Raw genomic sequence first — 16,543 nt, 5'->3', positions numbered from 1 at the left:
GGAGAAGCGATGTATACCCTGAACTGGCAGCCGCCGTATGACTGGTCGTGGATGTTGGGATTTCTCGCCGCCCGCGCGGTGAGCGGCGTGGAAACGGTCGCTGACGATTTTTATGCCCGTAGTCTGGCGGTGGGCGAATATCGCGGCGTGGTGACTGCTATTCCGGATATAGCCAGCCATACTCTGCACATAAATTTAAGTGCAGGTTTAGAACCTGTTGCCGCTGAGTGTCTGGCGAAAATGAGCCGCCTGTTTGATCTGCAATGTCACCCGCAGATTGTTAACGGTGCGTTGGGCAAGTTAGGCGCGGCGCGGCCCGGATTGCGTTTACCTGGTTGTGTTGATGCTTTTGAGCAGGGCGTGCGGGCGATTTTAGGCCAACTGGTGAGCGTGGCGATGGCGGCAAAATTGACCGCCAGAGTGGCACAGCTTTATGGCGAACGGCTGGATGATTTTCCGGAGTATGTCTGCTTCCCCACGCCTCAGCGGCTGGCTGCAGCCGACCCGCAGGCATTAAAAGCGTTAGGTATGCCGTTGAAACGGGCAGAGGCGCTGATTCATCTGGCAAATGCGGCGCTGGAGGGCACCTTACCAATGATAATACCGGGCGACGTAGAACAAGCGATGAAAAAACTGCAAACTTTTCCGGGTATCGGGCGCTGGACGGCGAATTATTTCGCCTTGCGCGGCTGGCAGGCGAAAGATGTTTTCCTGCCGGATGATTATCTGATTAAACAGCGATTTCCGGGAATGACACCGGCACAAATCCGCCGATATGCCGAGCGCTGGAAGCCCTGGCGTTCTTATGCGCTGTTGCATATCTGGTATACGGAAGGCTGGCAACCAGACGAAGCATGACGTTGGTCGCCGGATGCGGTGCGAGCGCCTTATCCGGCCTGGGGAATGAGCGATTTGTAGGCATGATAAGACGCGTTAGCGTCGCATCAGGCAATGGGCAAACGCTCCCTCAGTTAATCGCGAAATAACTGTTATTCACCAGCAAATCCAACGGTTGGGCATCGGCAATCACATCACCATAAATCAGATCAACGCCGATGCCAGAAAGCGTATCCATCACTAAGGGTAAAACAACTGGCCCGGCGATAGTCTTCACCCCGAGTCGCTGAGCGTGCCCCTGAATAATCGTAATCAGCATCTCATCCATCAAATTACCCTGCACGCTGGCGCATAGCTCACCGTCAAGTAGCAGGTAATCTGCCATATTCGCTTTCAGCGTGTTGAAAATTTGCAGATCGCGACCCACCTGGCTGAGCACTATCCGACATCCCGCCAGCCGTAGTTTTTGCACGCTTTCTGCGTGATCGAAAACCGCTTCTGCCGGAATAATCAGATGTAATAACCGTGGTGGTAGAGGGCTATTTTCCAGCTGCTCAATTAGTTCATTCACCAGCGAGGCGCTACTCAAACCGGCAACAGAAAGGGGGAGGGCGATGCTTAAGCCTTTACTGGCAATCGCTTTTGCGGTCTGCTGGAAAAATTCATTGAGTACCCGGCGGTCAAGAGCATGGTTAAGCGCCGGATCACTGAAGCTACGACGAAATGTTTGTTCATCAAAAATCTCGCCTTCGCAACCCCAGAGTTTTAGTGATATCAACCACAAATTACGCGCTTCCGGGATCCGTGGCGAAGCGACGCCGTGGGCGATCATCATCAACTGATTCTCTTTAATCATCCGCCACTGTTCATCAATCGACATCGCCGCCCGTTCGCTATGTGCGTCAGCATGCTGCGGTTCGTAAACTGTCACCCGGCCGCGGCCACCATTTTTGGAGGCATAACAGGCGATGTCAGCCTGCGACATCACTTCAACCGCCTGATGATTGTTGTCATCAATCAAGGTAATCCCGGCACTGGCACCTACCCGATGTACACGTCCTTCCCATATAAAGTGATAGTCATTCACGGCACTGATAATGCGTGTAGCGATAAAACGCGCACTTTCGACATTACAATCTGGCAGCAGCAGACCAAATTCATCGCCACCGAGTCGCGCCAGCACGTCGCTGGAGCGCAGCATACTCAGCATCAATGACGCCAGTTCGCGCAACAAAGCGTCGCCAGCGGCGTGTCCGGCGCTGTCATTCACCGCTTTAAAGCGATCAAGATCGATAAACACCAGTGCATGTCGCTGATGTGTACTGTTTACCGTTTGCAGCAGGATGCGTAGTTGCTTCTCAAAACTGGCGCGATTGGCGAGATGCGTCAGTGCATCATGGGAGGCGCTGTAGCTCAGCTGCCGTAACATTTTGCGTGATTCGGTGACGTCCTGAATCACCAGAACCGAACCAATATTGCTGCCATCCAGAGTACTTAGCGGTGTAATACTGTAATGCACGTCGTAGCTGCCGCCGCTTCGACAGTGCAACACTACATCTTGTTCAATCGCGGAACGCGAGGTGTCGGCACTGTAAATGTTCTCCATTAATGGCCCGTTGTCGCCAAAAGTAATATGCAACACCGTCAGGAGCGGAACACCTAACGCTTCTTCCTGCGTCCAGCCGCTCATCTTCTCCGCCACTGGATTCATAAAGGTAATTTTCATCGCCATGTCAATACAGACCACGGCTTCGCCGATGGAGTCCAGCGTAATATGCAGGCGCTCTTTTTCCTGAAACAGTGCCTCGTTAAGCTGTTTCACTTCAGTCATATCCATATTGATGCCAAGCAGGCGTTCAACTTCGCCTTCTTTATTCAGTACCCGGTTGGCGAGGGCGCGGATATGGCGAATACCGTCTTTCACGGTAATGCGAAATTCCAGTTTAAAGGGAGAGCGCGATTGCAATGAATCGCGAATCACTTTTTCGGCGTGCTGGCGATCTTCCGGCAGCACGCACTCGTACCACACCTGCCAGTTCGGTTTGATATGCGGAGGAATTTCATACAGCTCGAACATCCGCTTATCCCAGCTAAAAATATTCGGCTTTAGCTCCCACTCCCAGATGCCAATCCCGCCCGCTTCGTTAGCCAGCGTGATGCGCTCCATCAGTTGCTGGTTCACCTGTTCGGTGCGTTTTAGCTCGTTAATGTCTTCAATCTGAGCGATAAAATAGAGCGGCGTACCATCGGTGTGGCGCACCAGTGAGACGGCAAGCAACGCCCAGACAACATCGCCATTGCGGTTGTAGTAGCGTTTTTCCATTGAATAGGTGTTTATTTCACCGCTTATCAGCTTTTCAACCTGTTGCAGATCTTTATTGAGATCCTCCGGCCAGGTCAGTTGCTGAAAGGTAAGTCCGCGCAGTTCTTCCTGACTGTAACCGAGAAACTGGCAGAGCGCTTTGTTGGATTGCAGCCATTGCCCCTCGGTGCCCACTAATGCCATGCCGATGGCGGAATATTCCATCGCGTTCCGAAAGCGGGTTTCGCTTTCGGAAATGTGTTTGCGTTCCGCACGAAAGGCATACATCACCATCGTCATGATGTTGGCGGGCAGCAGGATCAGTAAAAACGGTAGCCACGGCATATGGCTCATCAGGTACGTCCGCGGCGTAGCAAGCAGGGAGGGATCCGCGGCCATCATCAGCGACACCATCATCACCGTGGTAAGGAAAATCAAAAAGGCTTCCATTCGTGGCAGGCGCACGGCGCTCCACATCAGCAGCACAATAATGAAAGTAAAAGGCCACGGTAGATACAGCATCGAAAGCCAGCTTAACGTCAGTGTGATGGCTAACGTGAGCAGTGACTCAAAAAGCAACCTTGGGTTGCGATGGCGCAGCAGATAGTGTGGTTTAAATAACAATCCCAGCGGCACCAGTGCCAGGGCGCCGATGGATTCTGACAGTACCCATATCAAAAATGCCCTGAGAGGATCGTCTCCGGGCGTCAGCAGGACAACCAGAACACCCCCTAACAGAGGTGGAACAATGGCGCTGCCGAGTGCCAGACGCAGCCAGTCAGCCAGATTTTGCAAGGGGTTATACCACGGCAGCAATTTACGCAGTAGCACTGCCCCGACCACGGCTTCAACAATATTGATGGTCGTCCAGGTCATGTTCAGCGAGCTGGTGGAAAAAAGCAGGATGGATGCGGCGATATTTCCCAGCGAGCAGCTCAGCGCAATCCCCGGCCACATGCGCCCGGCATGGCGATAAAACGCCACCATCATGATGGACGTCGGGAACCACAGTGGGGCGAGTTGGGTGCCAAACTGCGAAAGCTCAAGCGAGAAAAGGGTGAAGATAAACGAGACTAAACCTAAACTGACCAGGTGAAGCAGCGGGTGGGGCAGGGCAATTAATACATGCTGTGATTGTTTGCTCATTACCGCTTTATCCGCAAGACCAGGTCGCCAGTATTCGTTTCTGTGTTTATGCTAGTACAAAAGTTTTACATTTTATATGCGAATTGCTCATAAAGTGACGTAAAGGCGGATAATTTGCGCAACTGCGTATAACATTTTTTACCTTGTATAAAACTGATCAACGTAATTTGCCACCGGGAATTCTTCGTCAACAATTAACTCTGAGCGCGCGGCAACGCTATTCGACTGGTATCAGGCGGATGAAATCCCTATAATTGCCGCGTTTGGCGCTTCGTCGCCCCCTTCCTAACATCCAGGTTAATCAGGTCGCTAAATATATGACTGATCAGTCTCATCAGTGCGTCATTATCGGTATCGCTGGCGCATCGGCTTCCGGCAAGAGTCTTATTGCCAGTACCCTTTATCGTGAATTACGTGAGCAAGTCGGTGATGAACACATCGGCGTAATTCCCGAAGACTGCTATTACAAAGATCAAAGCCATCTGTCGATGGAAGAACGCGTTAAGACCAACTACGACCATCCCAGCGCGATGGATCACAGCCTGCTGCTTGAGCATTTACAAGCATTGAAACGCGGCTCGGCAATTGACCTGCCGGTATACAGCTATGTTGAACATACGCGTATGAAAGAAACGGTAAAGGTTGAGCCGAAGAAGGTCATCATTCTCGAAGGCATTTTGCTGCTGACGGATGCGCGTTTGCGTGATGAACTTAACTTCTCAATTTTCGTTGATACCCCGCTGGATATCTGCTTGATGCGCCGCATCAAGCGTGATGTTAACGAGCGTGGGCGTTCAATGGATTCAGTGATGGCGCAATATCAAAAAACTGTGCGCCCGATGTTCCTGCAATTCATTGAGCCATCTAAACAATATGCGGACATTATCGTGCCGCGCGGCGGGAAAAACCGCATCGCCATCGATATATTGAAAGCGAAAATAAGTCAGTTCTTTGAATAAGCTTGATAAATTGTGTACCGTTCAGTGATAACCTGGTATGCCCTTGACGTAATTGGCGTTAAGGGAGTGATGCGCGAAAGGAGAAAATGCCATGCGTCTGTGTGACCGAGATATTGAAGCCTGGCTTGATGAAGGCCGTTTGTCGATCAACCCACGTCCGCCAGTGGAGCGTATTAATGGCGCGACGGTGGATGTGCGCCTGGGCAATAAATTTCGTACCTTCCGTGGTCACACGGCAGCGTTTATCGATCTGAGCGGTCCCAAAGATGAAGTGAGCGCCGCGCTTGACCGAGTGATGAGCGATGAGATCGTACTCGATGAAAGCGAGGCGTTTTATCTTCACCCAGGAGAGCTGGCGCTGGCGGTGACGCTGGAGTCGGTGACGCTGCCAGCCGATCTGGTGGGATGGCTGGACGGTCGTTCCTCACTGGCGCGTCTGGGGCTTATGGTGCACGTCACCGCGCACCGTATCGATCCGGGCTGGTCTGGCTGCATTGTGCTGGAGTTCTACAACTCCGGTAAGCTGCCGCTGGCGCTGCGTCCGGGCATGTTAATTGGTGCGCTGAGCTTTGAGCCGCTTTCCGGCCCGGCGGCGCGACCTTACAACCGCCGTGAAGATGCGAAATATCGCAACCAGCAGGGCGCGGTAGCCAGCCGAATCGATAAAGACTAATTCAGGCCCATTGAGGATACCATGAGACGATTTCTGACGACGCTGATGATACTCCTGGTCGTGCTGGTGGCCGGGTTATCTGCGTTAGTGTTGCTGGTGAATCCGAATGATTTCCGCGACTATATGGTCAAGCAAGTTGCTGCACGTAGCGGTTATCAATTGCAGCTCGACGGGCCACTGCGTTGGCACGTCTGGCCGCAACTTAGTATCCTCTCCGGGCGAATGTCTCTCACTGCCCAGGGCGCGAGCCAGCCACTGGTTCGCGCAGACAACATGCGTCTGGACGTGGCGCTTTTACCACTGCTGAGTCATCAACTGAGCGTTAAGCAGGTGATGCTAAAAGGGGCCGTGATCCAACTGACGCCGCAGACGGAAGCGGTACGCAGCGAAGATGCCCCGGTTGCACCGCGCGACAATACCTTGCCGGATCTGTCAGACGATCGCGGATGGTCGTTTGATATATCCAGTCTTAAGGTGGCGGACAGCGTGCTGGTGTTCCAGCATGAAGATGACGAGCAGGTGACAATCCGTAATATCCGCCTGCAAATGGAACAAGATCCCCAACATCGTGGTTCATTTGAGTTCTCCGGGCGGGTTAATCGCGATCAGCGCGATCTCACGATATCCCTTAACGGTACGGTAGATGCTTCTGATTATCCGCATGATTTAACGGCGGCTATTGAACAAATTAACTGGCAGTTGCAGGGTGCCGATTTACCAAAACAAGGTATTCAGGGGCAGGGGAGTTTCCAGGCCCAGTGGCAGGAGTCACATAAACGCCTTTCATTTAACCAAATTAGTTTGACCGCCAATGACAGTACGCTGAGCGGGCAAGCACAGGTCACGCTGACAGAGAAACCGGAATGGCAGCTGAGACTGCAATTCCCGCAACTGAATCTTGACAACCTCATCCCGCTTAAAGAAACAGCGAACGGTGAAAACGGTGCCGCGCAGCAGGGGCAGAGCCAATCCACGTTGCCGCGCCCGGTCATTTCTTCGCGTATTGATGAACCGGCCTATCAGGGATTGCAAGGCTTTACGGCTGATATTTTGTTGCAGGCCAGTAACGTGCGCTGGCGCGGAATGAATTTTACAGACGTTGCCACGCAAATGACCAACAAGTCGGGTTTGCTGGAAATTACTCAACTGCAGGGCAAGCTTAACGGTGGACAGGTTTCGCTGCCGGGCACGCTGGACGCGACATCAATAAGTCCGCGGATAATCTTCCAGCCACGGCTGGAAAACGTTGAGATTGGCACCATTCTGAAGGCGTTTAACTATCCGATTTCGTTGACCGGAAAGATGTCACTTGCGGGTGATTTCTCCGGTGCTGACATAGATGCCGACGCATTCCGCAACAACTGGCAAGGGCAGGCGCATGTTGAGATGACCGACACACGCATGGAAGGGATGAACTTCCAGCAGATGATTCAGCAAGCGGTAGAGCGTAATGGTGGTGATGTGAAGGCCGCTGAAAACTTCGATAACGTGACGCGTCTTGACCGCTTTACCACCGATTTGACGTTGAAGGATGGCGTCGTGACGTTAAACGACATGCAAGGTCAATCGCCTGTGCTGGCGCTGACAGGGGAAGGCATGTTGAATTTGGCAGATCAAACCTGCGACACCCAGTTTGATATTCGGGTCGTGGGTGGCTGGAACGGGGAAAGCAAACTGATTGATTTCCTCAAAGAAACGCCAGTACCGCTGCGGGTTTATGGCAACTGGCAGCAACTTAATTACAGCCTGCAAGTGGACCAGCTGCTACGCAAACATCTACAGGACGAAGCGAAACGTCGCCTGAATGACTGGGCCGAGCGGAATAAAGATTCCCGCAATGGCAAAGATGTGAAGAAGTTGCTGGAGAAGATGTAAGTCATCCAGATGACATATGCTGTAGATACTGTTATGGCCTGCAAGTTTTTTTCTACCCTGGTTTCCCAGATTGCAGGCATGCCAGACACAGCGCCGTCAGGCGCTGTTTTTTTCATCCCTTCCGCGATTTTTACGCAGCTACCGGATTATGCCGTGACGCATCGAACGGTACGCCTGACTTCAGCACTCCATACGCCACCTGTGCCAGCTTGCGCATCATCGCGCCGAGAATCACTTTTCCTTTCTTGCCATTAGCCGCCAGACGGTCGCGGAACGCCCGTCCCCACTCAGTCTTACTGGTGGCTACCATTGCAGGCATATACAACGCCCTGCGAAGCGACACATGTCCGGCTTTACTCAACCGGCTTGCCCCTCTCACACTACTGCCTGATTCATAACGCCGTGGTGTCAGACCCGCAAAAGCGGCGAACTGTCTGGCATGGGCGAAGCGGTCCTTCAGACCGATATAAGCCAGTAATACCGCAGATGTTTTCTCTCCGATACCCGGGATACTTTCCAGCAGTTTCCTGCGGTGTTTCATATCCGGATCATCGTCTGTCAGGTCTTTTATCTGCTTCTCAAGACGCTTCAGCTCTGCTTCAAGCCACAGAAGGTGAGCATCAATGCTCGGTCTCTGGACTTCCCGCGCCGTTTCAGTGCGGTTCAGTTCCTGCGTGTGCATATCTGTCAGCGCCTGGTGGCGTACTACCAGGGCACGCAACGCGCGTTCAAGCGGGTGAGGCGCTTCCCAGGCTGCAGGGCGCTTCTGACGACAGAACTCTGCCAGCATGCGCGCATCCACGGTATCAGTCTTGTTACGCAGTCCTTCACTCTGAGCGAAAGCTTTACCCAACGCAGGATTAATGACTGACACTATGTAGCCTGCATCGTAAAGGCACTCTGCGACAGGTTCCATATAGGTGCCGGTCGCTTCGATGCAGATATGCGCATGGTCAATCTTGTGACCCTTCAGCCAGCTCACCAGCTCATCGTGCCCTTTAGTGGTGTTAGCGAATTTTTTGGTGCGATGACGACCATCAGGACGCAACACATCGACATCCAGTTTCTCTTTAGCGGTGTCGATACCGATATAATGAAGTTCATGTTCCATCGTGAAACCAACCTTGCAAATACGGATTACCGGGAAAACCGGTCCATGATACTGTCCGGTTTATCACTTTGGGAGAAAGGCAGTCCGCTGCATAAATCTACGCAACAGGTTGAAAACCTAAGGCCCGATACGGCATGCGGACTGCAGGCAGAGAAAACTGGCCGATTTTCTCTGCACAGGAGGGATAATACAAGGCCTGATAAGACGCGTAAGCGTCGCATCAGGCAATCACGTAGATTACTTTCAGCAAAGATGAATCATCTGTATAAGTAAGATACTTCAGCGAGGGTGTTGGTCCGGCTGTAAATCGCCGAATCGTTTCCTGTAGGCCGGGGCAGCCCACATGGATGTGGGCTGAGGGCGCGTTTTACAGGGATGTTACCTCGCGCCCGTACCCGATAGCCGAAAGGAATAAGATGAGGGGACCGCGCTAGCGGCGATTTACCGCCGGGAGCCCGGGTTGCCAGGGTGGTGGCGATTGAGCCACCCTGGCACGTTCACCGGCTTGAGCGTTCCAAAGTAGCGAGGAACATAAAGTGAACGGAACAGCCTCTAATGTCACATACTCTCCCGGTTGAATGAAACGCCTGATGCGACGCTTACGCGTCTTATCAGGCCTACATGCCATCACACCTCGTACTCCATCTCGCCATCCTTACGCAGCGGAATAATCTGCACCTTCTGTACGCGATGGCTTTCCACCTGCAACGTTTTAAGCAAATAATCCCCCACCTGAACTTCTTCGCCAGGTTTTGGAATACGCTGTAAATATTCCATCAACAGCCCGGCAATGGTGTGATATTCACGTTTTTCATCCAGCGGCAGCGGCACATATTGGACCAGATCTTCCAGTGGCATATGACCATTCGCCGTCCAGGAACCGTCGGCGTTTTTCTGAATATCATGGCGGGCGTCGATCTCTTCCACTTCGTTCGGCAAGTTACCGGCAATAGTTTCCGTGACGTCACTTAATGTCACAATCCCTTCCACCGAGCCAAACTCATCCACCACAAAAGCAAAGTGTGTGCGGGCATTACGGAACTGCTCCAGGGCAGGTAACAACGGTAAAGTTTCCGGGAACACCAGCGGTTGGCGAATCAACACCCGCAGGTTGAGCGGTTTACCGCGCAGCGACTGTTGCAGAAGATCGATAACGTGAACGACACCGAGCAAATCTTCTGCATCATCGCCGTCGGTAACGACCAGACGCGTGTGCTGATTTCGCTCCAGCAGCTGGCGGATCTCCTCTTCCGGCGCGTTGAGATCGATATGCTCAATGTCGTGGCGTGAGGTCATGATGCTGCTGACAGTACGCTGGTTAAGATTAAGTACCCGCTCAATCATCCGCCGTTCCTGCGGATTAAAGATCTGCTGGTTACCATGATCCACCAGCATGGACGCGGTTTCGGCATCCAGTTCCGCATCTTCTTTTTGCCCGCTTAACAAGCGCATTACCGCTTCGGTAGTCCGCTGGCGCAGCGTCTGGTTAGCGGAAAGAAAACGTCGCCGGTTAAAGATAGCCAGCTGATTGAGCGCCTCGATCATCACCGAGAAACCAATGGCAGCATACAGATAGCCTTTCGGAATGACGAAGCCGAAACCTTCCGCCACCAGGCTAAAGCCAATCATCAACAGGAAGCTTAGGCAGAGTATGACGATGGTCGGGTGACTGTTAACAAATTGCGTTAACGGCTTGCTTGCCATCAGCATCAGGCTGATCGCGATAACAACGGCGGCCATCATGACCAGTAAATGGTCGACCATCCCGACGGCAGTAATCACCGAGTCAAGTGAGAAGATGGCGTCCAGTACCACAATTTGCGTCACCACGCCCCAGAACTTCGCACCTTTGCGTTGTGTGGGGTTATTGCTGTCTTTCCCCTCCAGCCGTTCGTTCAACTCCATCGTGGCTTTGAACAGCAGGAAGAAACCACCAAACAGCATGATTAAGTCGCGGGCGCTAAAGGTAAACGAGCGGAAGCTGAACAGTGGTTGAGTCAGGGTGACCAGCCAGGAGATTGACGCCAGCAGTAACAGGCGCATTAACATTGCCAGCAGCAGCCCGGTAACCCGTGCGCGGTCGCGCTGCTTCGGCGGTAGTTTTTCGGCGAGGATGGCAATAAAGACCAGGTTATCAATGCCGAGGACCAGTTCGATCACAATTAGCGTGATTAACCCGGCCCAGATAGACGGATCGGCAATCCATTCCATAGTAAGTACAAAACCTATTCGTTGTATGACAAATGTCACAATTCGATCATGGATAAATCAGGGCAAAAATGCAATGTCACAGCACTATTTATCTGACTTTATTTGAGGGCTATAACATCGCATTATCCCTGAATTAAAAGTGGCAATAATAAAACATTATTTAAGAAATATCGCATATGGAGGCACTATATTAATTATTGTCAACCTAAAGAAATTCCTAAAAAACATATTGATTGACACTTAATATAATTCTTAAAAATAGCCAATTGCCGAATTGTTACCTTGCCTGCTATTCCGTTAGCTGTAACACTTCCTCCTGCATTATTGGAGAGCCAATATTCAATTACCATAATGTCACCTTATATTCGGAAGTTAATTTCCGCAATAACCCTTTCTCATCAACGACTGCATGCTGAGAGGGGGTAAAAACTAAACTAAATCAGTGTATTGGTAGCTAAAAAGCCAGGGGCGGTAGCGTGTCTGGACGCCTGAAAGACCAGTCTGAATTATTCTGTCAATAGCCTGCGGATGAAATCAATTTTTTTAGGACTGATGCCAGTTAAATTTTTATTCAATTAACTGCAAGGTAAATGTGCATGGCGACATTGCTATTAATAGTGCACAGGATAATTACTCTGCCAAAGTGATAAATAAACAATGATGAAATCCAAAATGAAATTGATGCCATTATTGGTGTCAGTAACCTTGATAAGCGGTTGCACAGTACTTCCGGGCAGCAATATGTCGACGATGGGTAAAGACGTCATCAAACAGCAGGATGCTGATTTCGATCTCGACAAAATGGTGAATGTTTATCCGCTGACCCCGCGCCTGATTGATCAATTACGTCCACGCCCGAACGTCGCGCGCCCCAATATGACGCTGGAAAGCGAGATTGCCAATTATCAATATCGTGTCGGGCCGGGCGACGTTCTTAATGTCACCGTCTGGGATCACCCGGAACTCACCACGCCAGCTGGTCAGTACCGCAGCTCCAGCGACACCGGCAACTGGGTACAGCCTGACGGCACTATGTTCTACCCGTATATCGGCAAGGTTCACGTGGTGGGGAAAACGCTCGCTGAAATCCGCAGTGATATTACCGGGCGCTTAGCGACGTACATCGCTGACCCACAGGTGGACGTTAATATCGCCGCCTTCCGCTCGCAAAAGGCCTATATCTCCGGTCAGGTGAATAAATCCGGTCAACAGGCGATCACCAACGTACCATTGACCATTCTCGACGCCATTAACGCCGCAGGTGGCCTGACCGATACCGCTGACTGGCGCAACGTGGTGCTAACACACAATGGTCGTGAAGAACGCATTTCTTTGCAGGCGCTGATGCAAAACGGTGACCTCAATCAGAATCGACTGCTTTACCCCGGCGATATCCTCTACGTGCCGCGTAATGATGATCTGAAAGTGTTTGTGATGGGTGAAGTGAAGAAACAGAGCACCCTGAAAATGGACTTTAGCGGCATGACCTTGACTGAAGCCCTGGGCAATGCCGAAGGTATCGACATGACCACCTCCAACGCCAGCGGCATCTTTGTCATTCGTCCGCTGAAAGGCGAGGGTGGGCGAAACGGCAAGATCGCCAATATCTACCAACTGGATATGTCCGATGCCACGTCGCTGGTGATGGCGACAGAATTCCGCCTGCAGCCTTATGACGTGGTGTATGTCACCACCGCCCCGGTTTCCCGCTGGAACCGTCTGATCAATCAGTTGCTGCCAACTATTAGCGGTGTCCGTTACATGACGGATACAGCCAGCGACATTCATAACTGGTAATCGTCATGTTTAACAACATCTTAGTTGTCTGTGTCGGCAATATTTGCCGTTCCCCGACGGCGGAACGCTTACTGCAACGTTATCACCCTGAGCTGAAAGTAGAATCCGCTGGTCTCGGCGCACTGGTCGGTAAAGGGGCTGATCCTACTGCCATCAGTGTTGCCGCAGAACATCAACTGTCTCTGGAAGGTCACTGTGCCCGTCAAATCAGCCGCAGCCTGTGTCGCAACTACGACCTGATTTTGACCATGGAAAAGCGCCATATCGAACGCTTATGCGAGATGGCACCTGAGATGCGCGGCAAAGTGATGCTGTTTGGTCACTGGGATAACGAATGTGAAATCCCCGATCCGTATCGCAAAAGCCGGGAAACGTTTGCAGCGGTGTACACATTACTTGAACGGTCTGCCCGCCAGTGGGCGCAGGCATTGAACGCAGAGCAGGTATAACAATGACAGAAAAAGTAAAACAACATGCCGCTCCGGTAACGGGCAGTGATGAAATCGATATTGGTCGCTTGGTCGGCACCGTCATTGAAGCGCGCTGGTGGGTAATTGGCATCACCGCCGTATTCGCCCTCTGTGCCGTGATTTACACCTTCTTCGCTACGCCGATATACAGCGCCGACGCACTGGTACAAATCGAGCAAAGCAGCGGCAATTCGTTAGTGCAGGATATCGGCTCGGCATTAGCCAACAAACCGCCAGCATCGGACGCCGAGATCCAGTTGATTCGCTCGCGTCTGGTGCTCGGTAAAACGGTGGACGATCTTGACCTCGATATTGCGGTGAGCAAAAACACGTTCCCCATTTTCGGTGCGGGCTGGGATCGCCTGATGGGACGTCAGAACGAGACCGTAAAAGTGACCACCTTTAACCGTCCAAAAGAGATGGTGGATCAGGTGTTTACGCTTAATGTGCTGGACAACAAAAACTACACTTTGAGCAGCGACGGCGGCTTTAGCGCTCGTGGGCAAGCGGGTCAGATGCTGAAAAAAGAAGGTGTCACGCTGATGGTTGAAGCCATTCACGCCAGCCCGGGCAGTGAGTTTACCGTCACTAAATACTCCACGCTGGGGATGATCAATCAACTGCAAAACAGCCTGACGGTAACAGAGAATGGCAAAGACGCTGGCGTACTGAGCCTGACTTATACCGGTGAAGATCGCGAACAGATCCGCGACATTCTTAACAGTATCGCCCGTAACTATCAGGAACAAAATATTGAGCGCAAATCGGCGGAAGCGTCGAAAAGCCTCGCCTTCCTCGCGCAACAGTTACCAGAAGTACGCAGCCGCCTTGATGTTGCTGAAAACAAACTGAATGCCTTCCGTCAGGATAAAGATTCTGTTGATCTGCCGCTGGAAGCGAAAGCGGTGCTTGATTCAATGGTGAACATCGACGCGCAGTTGAACGAACTGACCTTTAAAGAGGCGGAAATCTCCAAGCTGTACACCAAAGTTCACCCGGCGTACCGCACGCTGCTGGAGAAACGTCAGGCGCTGGAAGAAGAGAAAGCCAAACTTAACGGTCGCGTAACGGCGATGCCGAAAACCCAGCAGGAGATTGTGCGTCTGACGCGCGATGTCGAGTCTGGGCAGCAGGTCTATATGCAACTGTTGAATAAAGAGCAGGAGCTGAAAATTACCGAGGCCAGCACTGTCGGCGATGTGCGTATTGTTGACCCGGCAATCACCCAGCCTGGCGTGCTGAAACCGAAGAAAGGGCTGATTATTCTCGGCGCAATCATCCTCGGCCTGATGCTTTCTATCGTGGGTGTGCTGCTGCGCTCGTTGTTCAATCGCGGCATTGAAAGCCCGCAGGTGCTGGAAGAACACGGCATAAGCGTCTATGCCAGCATCCCGCTGTCGGAATGGCAAAAAGCGCGCGATAGCGTCAAAACCATCAAAGGGGTTAAACGCTATAAACAGAGCCAGCTACTGGCGGTGGGGAATCCAACCGATCTGGCGATTGAAGCCATCCGTAGTCTGCGTACCAGTTTGCACTTCGCGATGATGCAGGCACAGAACAATGTGTTGATGATGACCGGGGTTAGCCCGTCAATCGGTAAAACCTTTGTCTGCGCCAACCTGGCGGCGGTCATTAGCCAGACCAATAAACGGGTGTTGTTGATCGACTGCGATATGCGCAAAGGCTACACCCACGAGCTGCTCGGCACCAATAACGTCAATGGCTTGTCGGAAATTCTGATTGGTCAGGGCGATATTACTACCGCTGCTAAACCGACCTCTATTGCCAAATTTGACCTGATCCCGCGCGGCCAGGTGCCGCCAAATCCTTCTGAACTGTTGATGAGCGAACGCTTTACCGAACTGGTGAACTGGGCGAGTAAAAACTACGACCTGGTGTTGATTGATACGCCGCCGATTCTGGCTGTGACCGATGCCGCAATTGTCGGGCGTCACGTCGGAACCACGTTAATGGTGGCGCGTTATGCGGTCAACACCTTGAAAGAAGTGGAAACCAGTCTGAGCCGCTTTGAGCAAAACGGTATTCCGGTGAAAGGGGTGATTCTGAACTCTATCTTCCGCCGCGCCAGCGCGTATCAGGATTATGGCTATTACGAATACGAATATAAGTCGGATGCGAAATAACGAGATCCGCTGTCGGATGCGATGCTGACGCATCTTATCCGACCTACGTTCACGCCGCATCAGGCAAGCAAACCCGCTCCGTAGGCCGGATAAGGCGTTCACGCCGCATCCGGCAACAGAACCTGTAAACCAGCTTATAAACCGGCAGAACATCTCGATACTCCGGGAGAACAACCTATGAAAGACAATCCGCTGATCTCAATCTATATGCCGACCTGGAACCGCCAACAACTGGCGATTCGGGCGATAAAATCGGTCCTGCGCCAGGACTACAGCAACTGGGAGATGATTATCGTGGATGATTGCTCCACCTCCTGGGAACAGCTGCAACAATACGTCACCGCCCTCAACGACTCGCGCATTACCTACATTCACAACGACATTAACAGCGGGGCGTGCGCGGTACGTAACCAGGCGATTATGCTGGCACAAGGGGAATACATCACCGGGATCGATGACGATGATGAATGGACACCCAACCGCCTGAGCGTCTTCCTCGCCCATAAACAGCAACTGGTCACACATGCGTTCTTGTACGCCAACGACTACGTTTGCCAGGGCGAAGTCTATTCCCAACCGGCAAGCTTGCCGCTGTATCCCAAATCGCCGTATTCACGCCGACTGTTCTACAAACGCAATATCATTGGTAATCAGGTGTTTAGCTGGGCGTGGCGTTTCAAAGAGTGCTTGTTCGATACCGAACTGAAAGCGGCACAGGATTACGACATCTTCCTGCGAATGGTGGTGGAGTACGGCGAACCGTGGAAAGTGGAAGAGGCGACGCAGATCCTGCATATCAATCACGGCGAAATGCAGATCACCTCGTCACCGAAAAAATTCTCCGGGTACTTCCACTTTTATCGTAAGCACAAAGACAAATTCGACCGCGCCAGCAAGAAATATCAGTTGTTTACCCTCTACCAGATCCGCAATAAACGCATGACCTGGCGCACCTTGTTGACGCTGCTGTCGGTGCGTAACGGCAAACGTCTGGCTGATGGAATTCGGGGGCGCTAAA

At 52.0% G+C, this 16,543-nt stretch carries 12 protein-coding genes; 8 read left to right on the top strand and 4 right to left on the bottom strand.

Annotated features, from left to right (window positions below; all coding sequences use genetic code 11):
- Nucleotides 1-9 precede the first annotated feature (9 nt).
- Complete coding sequence (alkA, locus tag QUF14_RS12975; protein ID WP_000288364.1) at nt 10-858, top strand: DNA-3-methyladenine glycosylase 2; 849 nt, start codon at nt 10-12, stop codon at nt 856-858.
- Nucleotides 859-967: 109 nt separating this feature from the next.
- Here alkA and QUF14_RS12970 read toward each other — a convergent pair whose 3' ends face one another.
- Nucleotides 968-4,285: a diguanylate cyclase gene (locus tag QUF14_RS12970; RefSeq protein ID WP_179799804.1), complete on the bottom strand. Its 3,318-nt coding sequence runs from the start codon at nt 4,283-4,285 to the stop codon at nt 968-970.
- 317 nt (nt 4,286-4,602) lie between these two features.
- Here QUF14_RS12970 and udk point away from each other — a divergent pair, with 317 nt between their 5' ends.
- From udk to asmA, 3 genes are all read left to right on the top strand, one after another.
- On the top strand, nt 4,603-5,244 hold the full coding sequence (gene udk, locus QUF14_RS12965; RefSeq protein ID WP_000132077.1) for a uridine kinase: 642 nt from the start codon (nt 4,603-4,605) through the stop codon (nt 5,242-5,244).
- Between the two features lie 91 nt (nt 5,245-5,335).
- The gene (gene dcd, locus QUF14_RS12960; protein ID WP_001234777.1) at nt 5,336-5,917 is read left to right on the top strand and encodes a dCTP deaminase; all 582 of its coding nucleotides are present in this window, start codon (nt 5,336-5,338) and stop codon (nt 5,915-5,917) included.
- Nucleotides 5,918-5,938: 21 nt separating this feature from the next.
- On the top strand, nt 5,939-7,792 hold the full coding sequence (gene asmA / locus QUF14_RS12955) for an outer membrane assembly protein AsmA (protein ID WP_001252316.1): 1,854 nt from the start codon (nt 5,939-5,941) through the stop codon (nt 7,790-7,792).
- Nucleotides 7,793-7,922: 130 nt separating this feature from the next.
- Here the strand turns inward: asmA and QUF14_RS12950 are convergent, their stop codons facing one another.
- The 3 genes from QUF14_RS12950 to QUF14_RS12940 form a co-directional block, all read right to left on the bottom strand.
- Nucleotides 7,923-8,903 (bottom strand): IS110-like element IS621 family transposase, encoded by a 981-nt coding sequence (locus QUF14_RS12950; RefSeq protein WP_000399629.1) that lies wholly within the window; start codon nt 8,901-8,903, stop codon nt 7,923-7,925.
- A 627-nt stretch (nt 8,904-9,530) separates the two neighbouring features.
- A complete protein-coding gene (locus QUF14_RS12945) occupies nt 9,531-11,114 on the bottom strand; it encodes a TerC family protein (protein WP_038432608.1) in 1,584 nt (527 codons plus the stop codon).
- A gap of 200 nt (nt 11,115-11,314) precedes the next feature.
- The gene (locus tag QUF14_RS12940) at nt 11,315-11,464 is read right to left on the bottom strand and encodes a hypothetical protein (RefSeq protein ID WP_186269274.1); all 150 of its coding nucleotides are present in this window, start codon (nt 11,462-11,464) and stop codon (nt 11,315-11,317) included.
- 307 nt (nt 11,465-11,771) lie between these two features.
- Here QUF14_RS12940 and wza point away from each other — a divergent pair, with 307 nt between their 5' ends.
- From wza to wcaA, 4 genes are all read left to right on the top strand, one after another.
- Nucleotides 11,772-12,911 (top strand): polysaccharide export protein Wza, encoded by a 1,140-nt coding sequence (gene wza, locus QUF14_RS12935; RefSeq protein ID WP_000978094.1) that lies wholly within the window; start codon nt 11,772-11,774, stop codon nt 12,909-12,911.
- A 5-nt stretch (nt 12,912-12,916) separates the two neighbouring features.
- Complete coding sequence (gene wzb, locus QUF14_RS12930) at nt 12,917-13,360, top strand: low molecular weight protein-tyrosine-phosphatase Wzb (RefSeq protein WP_000482918.1); 444 nt, start codon at nt 12,917-12,919, stop codon at nt 13,358-13,360.
- 2 nt (nt 13,361-13,362) lie between these two features.
- The gene (gene wzc / locus QUF14_RS12925; protein WP_000137097.1) at nt 13,363-15,525 is read left to right on the top strand and encodes a tyrosine-protein kinase Wzc; all 2,163 of its coding nucleotides are present in this window, start codon (nt 13,363-13,365) and stop codon (nt 15,523-15,525) included.
- Between the two features lie 177 nt (nt 15,526-15,702).
- Complete coding sequence (gene wcaA / locus QUF14_RS12920) at nt 15,703-16,542, top strand: colanic acid biosynthesis glycosyltransferase WcaA (RefSeq protein WP_000654512.1); 840 nt, start codon at nt 15,703-15,705, stop codon at nt 16,540-16,542.
- Nucleotide 16,543 lies beyond the last annotated feature (1 nt).

Source organism: Escherichia sp. HH091_1A (assembly GCF_030295175.1).
GTDB classification, from domain to species: Bacteria; Pseudomonadota; Gammaproteobacteria; order Enterobacterales; family Enterobacteriaceae; genus Escherichia; species Escherichia coli_F.
Note: the sequence above shows the minus strand (reverse complement) of the source record. Positions and strands in the feature narration are given on the sequence as shown.